Here is a 17,508-nt window from a genome sequence, read left to right on the forward strand (position 1 = left end):
CTCAGGCCTTGCGCCATACGCTGGCCAGCCAGGGCTGCTGCTCGCGGGGCAACCCTGCCGGGCGGAAGTAATGTTCCAGCTCGACAAACCCGGCGCGGGTGAGCAAACCGCGCCACGCCTCGAGATCGTGATACGAGCCATACCGCGGCCCGTTCCAGCCTTCGAGGTTATCCCCGCGCGGATTGGAGCTGAACAACACGCCGCCCGGTTTCAGCGTGTCGCGCAATTGCTGTAACACCCGTGGCAACTCCTGCAATGGCACATGAAACAGTACGGCGTTGGCGAAGATTCCGTCGAAGCGTTCGGCCGGCAACGCCAGTTTCAGGAAATCCTGGCACCACACCTCACAACCACTGTCCTCGCGCGCCATGCGCGCAAATTTTTCCGAGCCGTCGAGGCCGACCGCGCTGTGGCCCATGCGCGTGAACGTCTGCAGATCCCGTCCCGGCCCGCAGCCGAAATCAAGAATGGCGAAAGGCGCGTCGCCTCGAATGTGCCGCAACAGTGCGTCGATGTTCTGGCTGACATCGTGATCGCGCGTGCCTTCACGGAAGTCCTCGGCCACCGAGTTGTAGTGGCCGAGGGTGGTCGCGGTGATCTGTTCGAGGTCGCTGGGGGTCTGCTTCATGATCGCTTCGTGGCTGAAAGGAAGATCGGCTGACTATAAGCGCTTTCGAGCTTTGAAAGATCGCGCCTGGGGCAGTTCCAGTTGGGGGAAGCACAAAACTTCAACGCACGTGCAATACATATGTACCGCACCTCGCTGTGCGCTCCGCGCTGTAATGACGCCTGCGCGATAGACGACTATGGCGCGGTCTGCCCTGTTTTTTTTCGGGGGATTCACTCAAAAAAAGGATTTTCATGAGTATTGTCAGCAAACCTGGCGCCACCTCGCCGACTCAGCGCAATTCGGTGGATGCAACGCCAACCCGTAAAAGATCCGGCCATATGCCGTCCGGCGACGTGACGCCGCTGAAGATTTTCCGCCCCGACACGGATCCGGCGGCGGCCAGGGAGTCCCTTGCGCATGCTGATCCACCACCCCCCGCAATCACGACGACCGTGTTGCAATCCGCGCAGGTCTGGCCCATCCAGCCAATGGACAGATCCCTTGCGCGCTACAGCTTGAGAGCGCCGGCCAACCTGCCCGCAGCCAATGCTCTGGGCCTCAGGGTGTTCAAGAACCGAAACTATGTCGATATCGCGCCCGGCGAGATTGTTCTGGTTCGGGAAACCGGCACGGCCGGTGAGTACCGGGCGGCGCTGGTGTCTGAATCGGCGGCTTTGGGGCCGGTGCTTTTTTACGACGCGCGAAGCAAGAGCTGGACACTCGACCGGCCGCAGCCTCTGCCCGCGCCGGGCAAAGTCATTGATATCGACATTGATCAGCTCATTCGCGATGTCAGAAAGGAACATGCCGAAAAGCACCGGGTGCATACCGGTCACGAGGATTCGTTGGAGTACACCGCGGCGCAGGAGGGCACCCTGGTTGCGCGCGGTTTGACGCAGTTTCCGCCGGAACAGGCCGCAATCATTCGCTCGGAGTTGCAAGCGGTCGAAAAGATTTTCTCTGATGCGGGACATGCCATTGGCCAGAAGTACCAAGACTCCGACGCGGTTTATGAAAGTTTCTTTGGCGTTGATCACCACGCTGTTACGCAGCGATTCGCCGATTCAGTCGCTCGAGGCCAAGCCCTGTCCAGTGAGTATCAAGGGACCTGGGGAGGCGGGAAATTCGTTGGGGTTGATGCAGACAGCAACAGCGCGGCGTGGATGTACAAAAGAGATTTTCATGGCCGCTTCTTCATCAATCGCAAGTACATGCAGCGCGGGGTTTTGAGCATTTCGCTGGGCCATGAAATGTTGCACACCAACAGAATTGACCGGTTCCAGACCATTGGGCCGAACGCGGCGGATTATTTCTATCTGGACAGCCGACTGGGCCGTTTGCTGGATTGGGATTCGCTGGCTGATTACGACGTACCGGAGCGCGGTGTTTCTGAAGCAATCATGCGCGGCGGTTTGACGGTCGAGTATTTGAACGCCTTTACGAATGACCACGATAACTTCCTGTTCGGTGTCAGTGATTACCTCGGCATCGGCGATGATCTGCAGCTTCAGACGGCGGTTGATCTGTTCAATGCCAACCCGTCACTGCGAGCGAACCTGGCTGTCAACAACGCCGACAGCCTTGTTTACGCGGCAAAAAGCATGCAAGCGCTGCATCGCAGCAAAACAGAATACGCGTGGCTCGACAGCCTGATTGAGGATTGAGGCGGACGGCCCCGAACGAAAAGAATCGTAGCCTGGGCAATTTCCATACAGAAGCTCCCGCAGGCTGCGCTCCTTTGATTTGGCGTCAGCGTTTGTTCAAACCCCGCGCCAACCGATCGCCACCCAACTGAATGAGCGCCACCAACGCCACCAGCAACACAATCACGGTCAGCATGATCTGGCTGTCAAAACGTTGATAGCCGTAGCGATAAGCGATGTCGCCCAACCCGCCGGCACCAATCGCCCCGGCCATGGCCGAGGAGTTGATCATCGTCACCAGGGTGATGGTGAAGCCGCCGACAATGCCCGGCAACGCCTCCGGCAGCAGCACATGCCAGACAATGTGCCAACGCCGGCACCCCATGGCCTGCGCGGCTTCGATCAGGCCATGATCGACCTCGCGCAAACTGACCTCGGCAATCCGCGCAAAGAACGGCGTTGCAGCGATGGTCAACGGCACCACCGCCGCCCACACGCCGTAGGTGGTGCCGACAATCAACCGGGTGAACGGAATCAGCGCGACCATCAGAATCAGAAACGGGATCGAGCGGAACAGGTTCACGAACGCGCCCAGCGCACGGTTCAGCACCGGCGCCTCATAGATCCCGCCCTTGTCGCTGGTGACCAGAATCACTGCCATGGGAATCCCCACCAGCAACGCGATCAACGACGACACACCGACCATCAGAAACGTGTCGATAAAACCCTGCAACAAGCGATCAAACCACATAACCCAAGACCTCCACTCGTTGTGCCCACGGCGTGGCGCGGTCGCGCAATTGCTCGGCACTCAACGCGGAACCACTGACGGCGAGCAGCAATTGCCCCAGCGCATGGCCCTGAATCCGTTCCACGCCACCCTGGAGCAATTTCACTCGGCCACCGAGGGCGGCAAACAGCGCCGCCAGATCCGGCTCGTCACTGGCACTGCCTGTGAATTGCAAGCGCAGCACCACGGCGGCGTCGGAGGAGGGCGGTTGCGCGTGCAGGCGGCTGTGCAATTCTTCCGGCAACGCGTGCTGCAGGGGCGCGAGCAAGGTTTGGCTGACCTCATGCTGCGGGTTGCCGAACACTTCCCACACCGGGCCTTGCTCGACGATTTGCCCGTGTTCGAGCACCACCACGCGGTCGCAGATTTCCCGGATCACGGCCATCTCGTGAGTGATCAAAACGATGGTCAGGCCCAGACGCTGGTTGATCTCGCGCAGCAGGCCGAGGATCGACTGAGTGGTTTCTGGATCGAGCGCCGAGGTGGCCTCATCGCACAGCAGAATATCCGGGTCATGCACCAAGGCGCGGGCGATGCCGACGCGCTGTTTCTGTCCGCCGGAAAGCTGCGCCGGATAAGCCTTGTGCTTGGCTTGCAGGCCAACCAGTTCGAGCAGTTCGCGCACCTTTTGCTCGCGCTGATCTTTCGGTACACCGGCGACTTTCAGCGGCAGTTCGACGTTCTGCCAAACGGTCTTGGCCGACATCAGATTGAAGTGCTGAAAAATCATGCCGATGCGCCGGCGCAGGGCGACAAGACGGTCTTCATCGAACTCGCCGATATCGACCTGATCGATCAGCACCCGCCCCGACGTCGGTTGCTCCAGACGATTGATGGTGCGGATCAGCGACGACTTGCCGGCGCCGCTGCGGCCGATAATGCCGAACACTTCGCCGCGCTGGATCGCCAGATCGATGCCCTGCAAAGCCGCGACCGGGCCTTGGCGGCCGTGGTAGGTTTTGCCCAGGCCGATAAAACGTACATGGGCGCGATTCAGCTCGGGATGCAGCTCGGTTTTTTCAGCGGTGTGTGGCTCTGGAATTTCCAGTCGCCGTTGGATCGCGGCTGTCATGCTCAGCTTTCCCAACCGGCTTGATAGAGCTTGCCGTGGGCCTTATCCAATGCGGCGCGAACGACCGGCGAATGCTGGTAGATGTCGACGAATTTGATCAGGCGCGGGTCGCTTTTGCTTTTCGGCTGGATGACGAACTGGATCACGTATTCCTTGTGGTCGAGGCCGTCAAACAGCAGTGCGGAACCGGCATCGAAAGTCTTCGCCAGACGAATGTAGGCCGGGTAGCCCTGCACCAGATCGGCGTCGTCATAGGCGCGCACCAGTTGCACGGCTTCAACCTGGAGGATTTTGATTTTCTTCGGGTTGGCGACGATATCGTCTTCGGTAGCCTTGTAGCCAACGCCCGGTTTGAGCGTGATCAGACCAGCCTTGGCCAGCAGCTGCAAACCACGGCCACTGTTGATCGGGTCGTTGGCGATGGCGACGCTGGCGCCTTCTGGCAGCTCATCGAAGCTTTTGTATTTTTTCGAGTAGAGGCCGACGTTGTTGATGATCCCCGGGGCGAACGGCACCAGATCAAATCCCGAGGCGGCCTTGGCGTTTTCCAGGAACGGGATGTGCTGGAAGTAGTTCACGTCGATGTCGCTGGCGGCGAGGCTGACGTTCGGCGCGATCCAGTCGGTGAACTCCACCAGCTCGACTTTCAGGCCTTGTCTGGAGGCCTCTTCGACGGCAGCTTCCAGCGGGATGGCGAAGGCGGCGGTGGTGCCGATTTTCAGTGGCGCGTCGGCAGCGAAGACTGCCGAGCTGAACAGGCCGAGGGCCAGGGCCAGTGCTTTGACTGGGTGGGACAGGTGTTTTTTGGTCATGGTGGTTTTTCCAGTCAGTGCATTGATTTTCGGTGTCTACCATTGATCGTTCCCATGCTCCGCGTGGGAATGCCGCAATGGACGCTCTGCGTCCGCTGTTGGGACGCGGAACGTCCCGGCTGCATTCCCACGCAGAGCGTGGGAACGATCAGTAAAAAGGATTAGTGGCGATAGTGGGCGCCGGTGTGTTGCTCCGGTAGCTGCGCCTCACCGTGAAACAACTTCTCGCGCAAGCTGCCGGTGTCATACGCAGTCTTGTACGACCCGCGCCGCTGCAGCTCCGGAATCACCAGTTCAATGAAATCGACATAGCTTTCCGGCGTAACGATCCGAGTCAGGTTGAACCCGTCGAGGCCGGTTTCGGCGATCCACGATTCCAGCTCATCCGCCACTTGCTCCGGCGAGCCGACCACCGTGATGTAACGACCACCAAGGGCGTGCTGATCGAGCAATTTGCGCCGGGTCCAGTCGTTGTTCTGCAGGTTTTTGGTCGCCGATTGAATCGCGTTGCTCTTCACGTACTGGATCGGTTCGTCGATCTCGTACTGCGAAAAATCGATGCCGGTCGACGCGGAAAAATGCGCGACGCCGGCCTCGGCGCTGGCGTAGCTGAGATACTCGGCGTGCTTGGCCCAGGCGGCTTGTTCAGTTGCGCCGACAATCACGTTAAGGCCCATGAATACTTTGATGTCCTTAGGATTGCGCCCCGCTTCAACGGCGCTGGCCCGCACTTTGTCGACCTGAACCTTGGTCGATGGCTTGTTCTGACCGCTGATGAACACGCACTCGGCATGGCGCCCGGCGAAGAGCAAACCGCGATCGGAACTGCCCGCCTGAAACAGCACTGGCGTGCGCTGCGGCGACGGTTCGCAAAGGTGATAACCCTCGACCTGATAGAACTCGCCCTTGTGCTCGACCTTGTGCACTTTCTCCGGCTGCGCATAGATGCGCTGCTCACGGTCGTTGAGCACCGCGCCGTTCTCCCAACTGCCTTCCCAGAGTTTGTAGAGCACCTCCAGGTACTCGTCGGCCTGATCGTAGCGACGGTCATGTTCGACCTGTTCGCTCAGACCCATGGCTTTCGCCGCGCTGTCGAGATAGCCGGTGACAATGTTCCAGCCCACGCGACCACGGCTTAAATGATCGAGCGTCGACATGCGGCGGGCGAACAGATACGGCGGCTCGTAAGTGAGGTTGGCGGTGAGGCCGAAGCCGAGGTTTTTGGTCACGGCTGCCATGGCTGAAACCAGCAGCAACGGGTCGTTGACCGGCAACTGGATCGACTCCTTCAGCGGCACGTCGACCGAGTTCTGGTAGACGTCGTACACGCCGACGATGTCGGCGATGAACAAGCCGTCGAATAGCCCGCGTTCCAGCAATTGCGCCAGTTCCGTCCAGTATTCGAGGGTGTTGTAGCGCGTCGAGGTGTCGCGTGGATGCGTCCACAAGCCGTGGTTGATGTGGCCGATGCAGTTCATGTTGAACGCGTTGAGCAGGATCTTCTTTTTCGCCGCGCTCATCAGATCGTCCCTCGCAGTGGAGGGTTTTCATCGTTGAGGTAGTAGTTGCCCACCGCGTGATATTTCCAGCGCACCGGGTCGTGCAGGGTGTGCACGCGGGCGTTGCGCCAATGGCGGTCGAGGCCGTGTTCGATCAGGGTCGCCTGACTGCCAGCCAGTTCGAACAGCGTGCTGCCGGCGGCCAAAGAGATTTCAGTGCTGATCGCGCGTGCTTCGGCGACGGCAATCGAAGCGGCGGCGACGGTTTCTTCGCTGGTCTCGGCTTGCGCGGCGTCGAGGAATTCGCCAGCACGTTCAAGCAAGGCCTCCGTGGCGTGCAGACGAATGCTCAAGTGGCCGAAGCTTTTCAGGGTCAGTGGATCTTCGGTGGCTTTGTCGTTGCCGGAATCGATCCATGGGCGGGTTTTGCTGCGCACAAAATGCAGCGCGTCTTCATAAGCGGCGCGAGCAATACCGGTGTCGATGGCGGCGTGAAGGATCTGCGCCAACGGGCCGACCGTGGTCGGGCGTTCGAAGGCACTTTGAAACGGCAGCACGTCTTCGGCGGCAACGAATACGTCTTCGAACACCACCGAACCACTGCCCGTGGTGCGCTGGCCGAAACCGCTCCAATCGTCGATCACCGTCAGGCCTTTGCTGTCACGCGGGACGAACGCCAGTTGCTGTACGCCGTTTTCATCGACAACCGAAGTTGGAATGCGCTGCGCGTAGATCGCACCGGTTGAATAGAACTTGCGGCCGTTGATGCGATAACCATCGCCGTCGCGCTTGAGGCTGGTGACGCGGTCGTGGGCGGTCTTCGTGCCCAGTTCTGCCAAGGCATTACCAAAGCGTTGGCCGGCGAGCACTTCGGCGTACAACCGTTGTTTCTGCTGGTGACTGCCGTTAACCCGCAGGACTTCCAGCGCATAAAAGTGGTTCTGCGGAATCTGCCCCAGCGAGCCGTCCGCCTGAGCGATCAGGGCGATGACTTTGGCCAGGGTTACGTTGGACACGCCAGCGCCGCCGTATTCCTTCGGCACGCTGATGCCCCACAGGCCCGAGCGGGAAAACACGTCGAGTTCCGGCAGTGGCAGGCGACGTTCGCGGTCGCGGATGGCGCTGTCGCGTTTGAAATCTTCGGCCAGGTCGCTGGCGACGATCAGGGCTTGCTCATCGCTGGTGATGACCGCGACGTGATGGGATAGCGTCATGTTTTTCTCCAGATGTCTGGTCGTCAGATCCAGGAATGGCGAGCCGGTAAAGTGCCGTTGAGGCGATAGGCGCCGACCGCGTGATATTTCCAGCGCACCGGGTCGTGCAACGTGTGCACCCGAGCATTGCGCCAGTGGCGGTCGAGGTTGAATTCGGCGAGGGTCGCGCGGCTGCCGGCCAGTTCGAAGAGCTTCTCGCTGGCGAGTAAAGAAATTTCGGTGGTCAGCACTTTCGCTTCGGCCACGGCGATAGAAGCGCGGGCGGCGGACTCTGCAGTGAGCGGCGCGGCGTGCACCTGATCAAGTACTTTGCCGGCCTTGCGCAGCAGGGCTTCGGCGGCATGCAGTTCGATTTTCAATTTGCCGATGTCGGCGATCACGTAGAGATCATCGCTGGCGCGATCAACCTTGGCATCGATCCATGGCCGTGCACGGGTTTTGACGAACTCGATGGCGTCGTCGATAGCACCACGGGCAATGCCGGCGTCGATGGCCGCTTGAATCAGCTGCGACACGGCGCCTTGGGTGTTTGGGGTTTCGTTGATCTTCCAGTTGTCGACGACCAGGCTCGACTCGACACGTACGTTGTTCAGCAGAATCGTGCCGCTGGCGGTGGTGCGCTGACCGAAGCCTGACCAGTCATCAACGATGCGCAGGCCCGGCGTGCCACGACGGACGAAGGCCAGGACCTGCTTGCCATCATCGTTGAGAGCCTTGACCGCGACCCAGTGCGCAAACAGCGCGCCGGTGGAATAGAATTTCTGGCCATTGATCAGGTAATCGTCGCCTTCGGCGGTGATCCGCGCTTTCAATTCCAGGGTGTTTTTGGTGCCGCGCTCCGGGCCGGCATTGCCGATGCGCCAGCCTTCCAGGACGCTCTGGAACAGCTGCTTTTTCTGCGCTTCGGTGGCGCTGCCGAGCACCAGATTGATGATGCCGAACTGGTTTTGCGGGATCTGTCCCAGCGCCGGATCGGCGGCGGAAATGATCGCGAATACTTCGGCCAATGTGACGAACGAAACCTGCGGACCACCGTATTCACGCGGGATGGCAATGCTGCCCAGACCGCTGCGGGTGAATTGCTCGATTTCTGACCACGGCAACTTGCGCTGGCGGTCGCGTCTGGCAGCCTGCACGCGGGCGACTTGCGCCAGTTCATGGGCGGCCTTGATGGCTTGGGCGTCGTTGCGCAAGACCTGCGCGGGCAACAACAGTGGGGCGATGTCCAGATCCGACTGGACGTTTGCGTCTGCCAGACTGGACATCAGTGCCGCTCCTTGGCTGCACGCAATGCCCTGGCGATCTGCACTGGGGTGATTGTGTTCCGGACCATACTACCTACCTCACATCTCATGAAAAACGCCGCAAAAGTGCGGCGAACGAAAGAATGTCCGGTGGTCCGGTTCATATACCCTAAGCGTGTATAAATATTAAATAAACTAACTTTTAGGAATATGTATAGAAGGGGTGATGGTCGGGTTGGTTAAGAATTTTCGGATAAGGGGGCCGGGGCCCCTTCACCGCTGAAAACGATCAATCTTTACGCGATTCGGCAGCCATGAGTTTTGGCTTGAGGGGCACTTTCAGATAAGGGTTTGCACAACCGATCTTCAGCGTTCTTGGCGGCGCCCAGCGCGAGTTGTTGCCGACCCGATCGAGAATGCAATACGTCACGTCCAGCCGCAGATCTTCGCCTGCTTCATCAATCACCGAGGGAGGTACCCAGACTTGTATGGGCAGCCCGATGTCCGCGGCGGTGATTGGTGCCAGGTCCATGCGTACATCGCCCCAGCGTAAGGTTATGGCGTCGTCCTCGGCCATGTTCTGGTAAGGCTCGATGGTCAGCGGTACGCCGCGTTTGATCTGGTTTGGATTAACACCCTGACGGCGAATGACCTCGGGGATGGTCACAGGGGCCAGTTGCTGGTTTTCATCTGCGCTCAGCGCTGAAGGTTGTCCGCCGGGGCAGTCCAGTTTGACCTGCACCCGCGTCACCGCCGATAACGCCGGCCCCTGACCGACCTGCATCACCCGGTAGTGAATGCGCGTCGTGCCGTTGGCGATAAAGCTTTCCGGCACCCGCAGGCTGATTGCCGTGCCGACGTCATCCGCTGTCAGCATCCTGGAGGCGACATAGCATTTGTTCCAGAACAGTTCGATCAGGTCTCCGCTATCCATGTCGGGATAGGGTGGCACCTCGACCACCAGATGGGCGGCGGCGGCCAGATTGATGCCGGTTTTGTGCGCTGGCGCCACGGTCGGCGCTGCCAGTTCGGGGGTATGCGAAGTGCGGGTCATCGATTTCTCTCCTTGAAGCCTTGCAGCGAAGTCCGTTTCTGGAAGAACAAAAGGCGTGAATAAACCGGCAATAAAAACTTTGAACTTTTATTCAAGTTGAATACGGGTTGGTTGAACTAAGTGATGCCGGTTGTCGACTAGATAAGAGTGTGCGCGATGGGGTGTCAATAGACGATGTTAGTTAATCCGTGAATTACGAATTAATCAGAAGTTTCCTACGCTATCGTGGCCAAATGCCTAGGTGGTCAGGAGAAACAAGCCACGGAGTTCAGGGCTTTCTGCCGGTTTTTGCGCAAGTTTATTCAGGCGCTGGCGTGCGGAGGTCGAGCGGCGTCAAGGGGGGTATATCTGTTGCAAGACGTATGCGTGCAATGCTTCGGATATATTTTGAATGCGAGGGGTGTGGGGGCTTATGAAGTTTGCTGGAGGTAACTTCCTTCCATGGAAGTTGCCGGTGGTGCGGTAAAAGTTCTCAGGCGTGATTAAGAAACTTGCTGAGAAACTGTTTAGTGCGTTCTTCTTTCGGATTGGCAAACAATGCTTTGGCGTCGCCTTGTTCAACGATCACGCCTTTGTCGAAAAACACCACACGGTTGGCCACGTCGCGAGCAAAACCCATTTCGTGGGTGACGATCACCATGGTGCGTTTCTCTTCAGCCAGGCCACGAATGGTCGCCAGCACTTCGCCGACCAGTTCCGGGTCGAGAGCCGAAGTCGGTTCGTCGAACAGGATCACTTCCGGTTCCATCGCCAGCGCCCGGGCAATCGCCACGCGCTGTTGCTGACCGCCGGAGAGGCGACGAGGATAAGCATCTTCCTTGCCGGCGAGACCCACCTTGGCCATGAGTTTTTTGCCCAGGACAATGGCAGCGTCGCGCGGCATCTTCTTGACCACGATCGGGCCTTCGATGACGTTTTCCAAAGCGGTGCGATGGGGGAACAGGTTGAAGTTCTGGAACACGAAGCCCACGTGCTGGCGCAGGTTGCGCACCAGGTTTTGCTGCTGGTTCAGCGGGCGGCTGGTATCGATCTCGATATCGCCGACCTTGATCCGGCCGCTGGTGGGTTGTTCAAGGAAATTCAGGCAACGCAAAAATGTCGTTTTCCCCGAACCGCTGGGGCCGATGATCGCGACGACTTCGCCTTCCTTGACCTCGAGGTCGATGCCGTTGAGCACGACCTGACCCTTGAATTGCTTGGTCAGTTTTTCCACGACAATCATCGTCAGGACTCCTGGTCGTGCCGATTGACCCGCTCTTCCAACTTGTTCTGAAAGTGCGAAAGCACTGTGGCCAGAATCCAGTAGATCAGCGCGGCGGCAAGATACATGGTGAAGACTTCAAAAGTCCGGGCGGTAATCAATTGCGCCTGACGGAACAGCTCCGGCACCTGAATGGTGGCGGCCAGTGCCGTGTCCTTGACCAGCGAAATGAAGCTGTTGCCCAGCGGCGGCAACGCCGTGCGCATCGCCTGCGGGAGGATGGCCCGGCGCAGGGTTTGCGCGCGGGTCATGCCGATGCTCGCGGCGGCTTCCCACTGGCCACGTTCGATCGAACCGATCGCGGCGCGCAGAATTTCACAGGCGTAAGCGGCCATGTTCAGCGAGAAGCCGATCAGCGCCGCTGGCAGCGGATCCAGTTCGAGACCCAATTGCGGCAAGCCGTAATAGATCACGAACAGCTGCACCAGCAACGGCGTGCCGCGAAAGAACGACACGTAGATGCGCGCCAGCCAGCTCACCGATTTGAAGCGCGACAGGCGCATCAACGCCAGGCCGAAGCCCAGCAGCAAGCCGAAGAACATCCCGCCGAGGCTGAGGACTACCGTGTAGTACGCGCCCTTGAGCAAAAAGGGCGCGGAGTCCAGTGCGAGTTGAAAAGCCTCTTCCATTATTTGGTGACGTCAGCGTTGAAGTATTTCGTCGACAGCTTCGCCAGGGTGCCGTCGGCACGCAGTTCGTCGAGGGCCTTGTTCACGGCGGCCAGCAGTTCCGGTTCGCCTTTGCGCAGGGCAACACCGGCTTCCTGACGCGAGAACGCCTCACCGGCAGCGACGGTTTTCGGCGCTTTCTTGGCGTATTCGAGGGCGGCCAGACGGTCGATCAGGATGGCGTCGGTGCGACCATTGTTGAGGTCGGCGAACTTGGTCGGATCATCATCGTAGGTACGCACGTCAGCGCCCGGCACGTTGGCGCGGACCCATTGTTCGTAGTTGGTGCCCAGGCCTACGCCGACTTTCTTGCCGGACAGATCAGCGGCGGTCTTGATGTTCAGCGCGGCTTCTTTGCTCTTCAGCACCAGCGCCTGAATCCCGGAAACGGTGTACGGTTCGGAGAAGTCATACTTCTTTTTGCGCTCTTCGGAGATGGTCACCTGATTGACCACGACGTCCAGACGCTTGGATTCCAGCGCGGCGAGGATGCCGTCCCACTTGGTTGGCTGAATCTTGGCTTTGACGCCGAGTTTTTGCGCCAGCGCTTCAGAGAGTTCGACTTCGAAACCAGTCAGTTTGCCGTCGGCATCAACGAAGCTGAATGGAGGGTAAGTGCCTTCCAGGCCGACGTTGATAACGCCTTTGTCCTTGATCTGTTGCAGCTGCTCACCGGCTACTGCCTGGCTGATCAGACCGGCGCTCAGCGCCAGGCCCAGCGAACCCACCAGCAGATTGCGACGTAGTGCGGAAAAATTCATGACAAGCCCCTGTGTTTTCTTATGGAAGACGCTTAAGGAAAGTTGGCGAATTTGTGATTCGTGCGCCTGCGTTATCGTGCCCTAAAGCAGCTTATGCGTCTTGCGCGAAATTCGCCTGCGGCGAGACTATAAGATGTCTGCGTTAGACTTGAAAATACTTAATAATAGAAATGTTATTCTTTATTGGAATATAAGGATCGTTCCCACGCTCTGCGTGGGAATGCCTCCAGGGACGCTCCGCGTTCCAGCGTTCCAGCGTTCGAGCGGACGCGGAGCGTCCACGGCTGCATTCCCATGCAGAGCGTGGGAACGATCTCGCTACAGGAAATCCTTGTAGGCAAACAACGCCGGCGCGCCGCCGGTGTGCAGGAAGATGATCGGGCCTTCATCAAAGCGCTGACGACCAATGCCATCGAGCAACCCCGCCATCGCCTTGCCGGTGTATACCGGATCGAGCAACAGCGCTTCCTGACTCGCCAGCAACTTCACCGCCGCCAACGTTCCGGCGTTCGGCTCGCCATAACGCGGGCCGAAATATTCGTCCCACAACTCAACCTTGAAACTCGCTGGCAGCTCGACGCCGAGCAGCTGCGCCGTGCGTTCGGCGAGGCCCTGAACCTTCGGCCGCTGATCTTCTTCACTGCGCGAAACGGTCACGCCAATCACCGGCAATTGCGGCAACACTTCGCTCAACGCCAATGCCAGGCCACTGTGCGTCCCGGCGCTGCCCGAGGCCAACACCACGGCGGCGAAATCCAGCCCGGTGTCCTTGATCTGCTCGGCCAGTTCCAGCCCTGCGCGCACGTAACCCAACGCACCGAGCGCATTTGAGCCTCCGATCGGCACCAGATACGGCTTCTTGCCATTGCTGCGCAGACGCACGGCGAGGGCCGCCAGTTGTTCGTCAGCGTTGTCGAGGTTGGCGACGAGTTCGACCTTGGTGTCGAACAGATCCAGCAGCAAACGGTTGCCGTTGCCGGTGTAATTGCTGTCGTCGGTGCCCAGTGGGTTTTCCAGCAACGCCACACAGCCGAGACCGAGTTTGGCGGCCAGTGCAGCGGTCTGGCGAACGTGGTTCGATTGCAAGGCGCCTGCGGTGATCAGTGTGTCGGCGCCTTGCGCGAGAGCGTCGGCAGCGAGGTATTCGAGCTTGCGCAGCTTGTTGCCGCCCATGGCCAGTGGCGTCAGGTCATCGCGCTTGATGTACACCTCGCGGCCGAGCCAGGCGCAGAGGCGTTCGAGTTTTTCCAGCGGCGTCGGGTGGCCGAGCAGGTCGAGGCGGTTAAAGCGATCCAGCTGTTGTTTGATCATGAGTCCGTACTGGCGGAAGAAGATGAAGCGACTATAGGCACGCGCTTTTGCAGGGGCAACCGCGAATCGCTTATAGCCAAATGACCTGAGCCCAGCACTATCGGTTCTTAATTCGCCTTCGCGAGCATGCCGTAAAGTAGTCGCCGTTGACGCGGCCAGACAGTCCGGCCGCCCGTGAGGAGTCTTTACCGTGAGCGAGCGTTCCAGCCATTGGCAATTGCAGACCATCGTCAGTCAACTGCGCAGCGCGCGGGATCAGTGGCGGGCACAGAACGGCCGGGCGTCCGGCGAGCAGGGTGGGCGCGAGTTGCCATCGCGGGCGGCGATGGCGGAGATTCTCGAAGCACTGTGTGGGGCGTTGTTCCCGATGCGGCTGGGGCCGGTGGATCTGCGTGAAGAGAGTGAAGATTTCTACGTCGGCCACACCCTCGATGTGGCGTTGAATGCGCTGTTGGCGCAGACCCGACTGGAACTGCGTTACGTTGCCCGACACAGCGCGCAGGCCGACACTGAAGTCGAGGCCCGCGCCATTCAGATCGTGCAGGATTTTGCCTTGGCTTTACCGGGCCTGCGCGCGCTGCTCGACACCGATGTGCTGGCGGCCTATCACGGTGATCCGGCGGCGCGCAGCGTCGATGAAGTGCTGCTGTGCTATCCGGGGATTCTGGCGGTGATTCACCATCGTCTGGCGCACCATTTGTATCGTGCCGGGCTGCCGCTGCTGGCGCGGATCAGCGCGGAAATCGCCCACTCGGCGACCGGCATCGATATCCATCCGGGGGCGCAGATCGGTCGTAGCTTCTTTATCGATCACGGCACGGGTGTGGTGATCGGCGAGACCGCGATCATTGGTGAGCGCGTGCGGATTTATCAGGCAGTGACGTTGGGCGCCAAACGCTTCCCGGCAGATGAGGACGGGCAGTTGCAGAAAGGTCATCCGCGTCATCCGATTGTTGAGGATGATGTGGTGATTTACGCCGGGGCGACGATTCTCGGGCGTATCACCATTGGCAAAGGCTCGACCATTGGCGGCAATGTCTGGCTGACGCGCAGCGTGCCGGCCGGGTGCAATTTGACTCAGGCGAATTTGCAGCATGATGACGGCACGCAGAAATAGAGCTTTAGAAGCTTGACCCTCATCGGAACGCCGCCCGCCCAGCCCTCTCCCAGAGGGAGAGGGGGCCGATGAAGGTGTCTTGAGTCAAACATCGACCTGAAACACCAAGTCGATTATGGATTCGGTACAGCAGGATCACGTCGGCGTATCTCCCCAATATCCCCCAATCAGTCCCCTCTCCCTTTGGGAGAGGGCTAGGGTGAGGGCTATTGAACGAATACCCTCAAACCCGCGTCATACCCCTCCTTGAGCTAGCGTAGGAAAACTACCGCCTGGCCGTACGATTAGTCCTTGCGACCCCATCCATGTTTAACTTGAACGTTCATTCAAGTTAAACCGGTGGTTCGCTGCCCGCTCACAACAGGAGGCTTGCCTTTGCTGAGTCCGATCATTTCAGCCACGATTCAACCCCTTGAGGTGCACGTTTCATGAGTGCATCGTCCACCCCCGCCAGCGGTCTGGTACGCATGAATCCGCCGGTGTTCTACTTCGCCGCGACGGTCATTCTGCTGTTTGGTCTCGTTGTCATCGCCATGCCAGAACAGGCCGGCGCCTGGTTGCTGGAAGCGCAAAACTGGGCGGCCAACACGGTCGGCTGGTACTACATGCTCGCGATGACTCTGTATCTGGTCTTCGTGGTGGTCACCGCCTTATCCGGCTACGGCAAGATAAAACTCGGTGCCGACCACGACGAGCCCGAATTCAGTTACCTGTCCTGGGCCGGCATGCTATTCGCCGCCGGGATCAGCATTACGCTGTTCTTCTTCTGCGTTTCTGAACCGCTGACCCATATGCTCCAGCCGCCGCAAGGCGAGGCGGGCACTGCGGATGCGGCGCGTCAGGCCATGCAGATTCTGTTTCTGCACTGGGGCCTGCATGGTTGGGGCGTGTTCGCCTTCGTCGGTATGGCGCTGGCCTATTTCGCTTACCGCCACAACCTGCCGCTGGCCCTGCGCTCGGCGCTGTACCCGCTGATCGGCAAGCGCATCAACGGCCCCATCGGTTACGCGGTGGACGGCTTCGGCATCATCGCCACCGTGTTCGGTCTGGGGGCCGACATGGGTTTTGGGGTGCTTCACCTCAACTCGGGTCTCGATTACCTGTTCGGCATCGCGCACACCCAGTGGATTCAGGTCGGCCTGATCACGCTGATGATGGGCGCGGCGATCATCGTTGCCGTCTCCGGTGTGGATAAAGGCGTGCGCGTGATGTCCGACATCAACATGCTGCTGGCCTGTGCGTTGCTGTTGTTCGTGTTGTTCGCCGGGCCCACCCAGCACCTGCTCAACACCTTGATCCAGAACCTTGGCGACTACCTCGGCGCCTTGCCGATGAAGAGTTTCGACCTTTACGCCTACGACAAACCGAGCGACTGGCTCGGCGGCTGGACGGTGTTTTACTGGGCCTGGTGGATCGCATGGTCGCCGTTCGTGGGCCTGTTCATCGCGCGGATTTCCCGTGGCCGGACCATCCGTGAATTCGTCTTCGGCGTGCTGCTGATTCCGCTCGGTTTCACCCTCGCGTGGATGTCGATCTTCGGCAACAGCGCAATCGATCAGGTGCTCAACCACGGCATGAGCGCGCTGGGCATGTCGGCCCTCGACAACCCGTCGATGAGTATTTACCTGCTGCTGGAAACCTACCCATGGAGCAAAACCGTCATCGCCGTGACGGTGTTTATCAGCTTCGTGTTCTTCGTCACCTCTGCCGATTCCGGCACAGTGGTGCTCTCGACCCTGTCGGCCAAGGGCGGTAGCCCGGACGAAGACGGGCCGAAATGGTTGCGGGTGTTCTGGGGCGCGATGACGGCGCTGATCACCAGCGCGCTGTTGTTCTCCGGCAGCATCGATGCACTGAAATCGGCGGTGGTACTGACCTCGTTACCGTTCTCGCTGATTCTGTTGCTGATGATGTGGGGCCTGCACAAGGCGTTCTATCTGGAGTCGCAGAAGCAGATCGCGCAACTGCATTCGCTGGCGCCGGTGTCCGGAGCGCGACGTGGCACGGGTGGCTGGCGTCAGCGCCTGAGCCAGGCCGTGCACTTCCCGTCGCGAGACGAGGTGTACCGCTTCATGGACACCACCGTGCGCCCGGCGATCGAAGAAGTGACGGCGGTGTTCGTCGAAAAAGGCCTGAACGTGGTGACTCAGCCGGATCCGTCCCATGACAACGTCAGCCTGGAAATCGGCCATGGCGAGCAGCATCCGTTCATCTATCAAGTGCAGATGCGCGGCTACTTCACGCCGTCGTTTGCGCGTGGCGGGATGGGCTCGAAGCAGCTCAACAATCGTCGCTACTACCGCGCCGAAGTGCATTTGAGCGAGGGCAGTCAGGACTACGATCTGGTCGGCTACACCAAAGAGCAGATCATCAACGACATCCTCGACCAGTACGAACGGCATATGCAGTTCCTGCATCTGGTGCGTTGATTGGCAGTTGAGCGCCGGGACGT

15 protein-coding genes are annotated in these 17,508 nt (G+C 59.6%); 3 read left to right on the plus strand and 12 right to left on the minus strand.

The features are described from left to right. Position 1: 1 nt before the first annotated feature. Entirely contained in the window at positions 2-628 is a 627-nt protein-coding gene (locus P3G59_RS01230; RefSeq protein ID WP_277760142.1) for a class I SAM-dependent methyltransferase, read from the minus strand. A 233-nt stretch (positions 629-861) separates the two neighbouring features. Here P3G59_RS01230 and P3G59_RS01235 point away from each other — a divergent pair, with 233 nt between their 5' ends. Then, positions 862-2,274, plus strand: coding sequence for a hypothetical protein (locus tag P3G59_RS01235; RefSeq protein ID WP_277760143.1), 1,413 nt, complete (start codon positions 862-864; stop codon positions 2,272-2,274). Between the two features lie 85 nt (positions 2,275-2,359). Here the strand turns inward: P3G59_RS01235 and P3G59_RS01240 are convergent, their stop codons facing one another. The 11 genes from P3G59_RS01240 to P3G59_RS01290 all read right to left on the minus strand — a co-directional run bounded on the left by P3G59_RS01240 (position 2,360) and on the right by P3G59_RS01290 (position 13,939). Further along, on the minus strand, positions 2,360-3,004 hold the full coding sequence (locus tag P3G59_RS01240) for a methionine ABC transporter permease (protein WP_277760144.1): 645 nt from the start codon (positions 3,002-3,004) through the stop codon (positions 2,360-2,362). Beyond that, complete coding sequence (locus P3G59_RS01245) at positions 2,994-4,115, minus strand: ATP-binding cassette domain-containing protein (RefSeq protein WP_277760145.1); 1,122 nt, start codon at positions 4,113-4,115, stop codon at positions 2,994-2,996. The genes P3G59_RS01240 and P3G59_RS01245 overlap by 11 nt, the downstream gene beginning before the upstream one ends. A gap of 2 nt (positions 4,116-4,117) precedes the next feature. Next, positions 4,118-4,927 (minus strand): MetQ/NlpA family ABC transporter substrate-binding protein, encoded by an 810-nt coding sequence (locus P3G59_RS01250; RefSeq protein ID WP_277760146.1) that lies wholly within the window; start codon positions 4,925-4,927, stop codon positions 4,118-4,120. A 161-nt stretch (positions 4,928-5,088) separates the two neighbouring features. Beyond that, positions 5,089-6,447: an LLM class flavin-dependent oxidoreductase gene (locus P3G59_RS01255; RefSeq protein WP_277760147.1), complete on the minus strand. Its 1,359-nt coding sequence runs from the start codon at positions 6,445-6,447 to the stop codon at positions 5,089-5,091. Next, a complete protein-coding gene (locus tag P3G59_RS01260) occupies positions 6,447-7,640 on the minus strand; it encodes an SfnB family sulfur acquisition oxidoreductase (protein ID WP_277760148.1) in 1,194 nt (397 codons plus the stop codon). The genes P3G59_RS01255 and P3G59_RS01260 overlap by 1 nt, the downstream gene beginning before the upstream one ends. Before the next feature lie 23 nt (positions 7,641-7,663). Next, entirely contained in the window at positions 7,664-8,905 is a 1,242-nt protein-coding gene (locus tag P3G59_RS01265) for an SfnB family sulfur acquisition oxidoreductase (RefSeq protein ID WP_277760149.1), read from the minus strand. A gap of 268 nt (positions 8,906-9,173) precedes the next feature. Beyond that, positions 9,174-9,938 carry a hypothetical protein gene (locus P3G59_RS01270; RefSeq protein WP_277760150.1) on the minus strand — a complete coding sequence of 255 codons (765 nt, stop codon included), beginning with the start codon at positions 9,936-9,938 and terminating at the stop codon, positions 9,174-9,176. Between the two features lie 472 nt (positions 9,939-10,410). Beyond that, the gene (tcyN, locus tag P3G59_RS01275) at positions 10,411-11,160 is read right to left on the minus strand and encodes an L-cystine ABC transporter ATP-binding protein TcyN (protein ID WP_277760151.1); all 750 of its coding nucleotides are present in this window, start codon (positions 11,158-11,160) and stop codon (positions 10,411-10,413) included. A gap of 2 nt (positions 11,161-11,162) precedes the next feature. Then, positions 11,163-11,828, minus strand: a complete 666-nt coding sequence (gene tcyL / locus P3G59_RS01280) for a cystine ABC transporter permease (RefSeq protein ID WP_007918741.1) — start codon at positions 11,826-11,828, stop codon at positions 11,163-11,165. After that, positions 11,828-12,628: a cystine ABC transporter substrate-binding protein gene (tcyJ, locus tag P3G59_RS01285; protein ID WP_277760152.1), complete on the minus strand. Its 801-nt coding sequence runs from the start codon at positions 12,626-12,628 to the stop codon at positions 11,828-11,830. The genes tcyL and tcyJ overlap by 1 nt, the downstream gene beginning before the upstream one ends. A gap of 318 nt (positions 12,629-12,946) precedes the next feature. Continuing rightward, positions 12,947-13,939 (minus strand): D-cysteine desulfhydrase, encoded by a 993-nt coding sequence (locus P3G59_RS01290; RefSeq protein WP_277760153.1) that lies wholly within the window; start codon positions 13,937-13,939, stop codon positions 12,947-12,949. Between the two features lie 190 nt (positions 13,940-14,129). Between P3G59_RS01290 and epsC the strand changes: the two genes are divergently transcribed. Further along, positions 14,130-15,056, plus strand: a complete 927-nt coding sequence (epsC, locus tag P3G59_RS01295; protein ID WP_277760154.1) for a serine O-acetyltransferase EpsC — start codon at positions 14,130-14,132, stop codon at positions 15,054-15,056. Between the two features lie 467 nt (positions 15,057-15,523). Next, positions 15,524-17,485, plus strand: coding sequence for a choline transporter BetT (betT, locus tag P3G59_RS01300; RefSeq protein WP_277762103.1), 1,962 nt, complete (start codon positions 15,524-15,526; stop codon positions 17,483-17,485). Positions 17,486-17,508: the final 23 nt, after the last annotated feature.

The sequence above is a fragment of the Pseudomonas sp. A34-9 genome, from assembly GCF_029543085.1.
In the GTDB taxonomy this organism is placed as follows: Bacteria; Pseudomonadota; Gammaproteobacteria; order Pseudomonadales; family Pseudomonadaceae; genus Aquipseudomonas.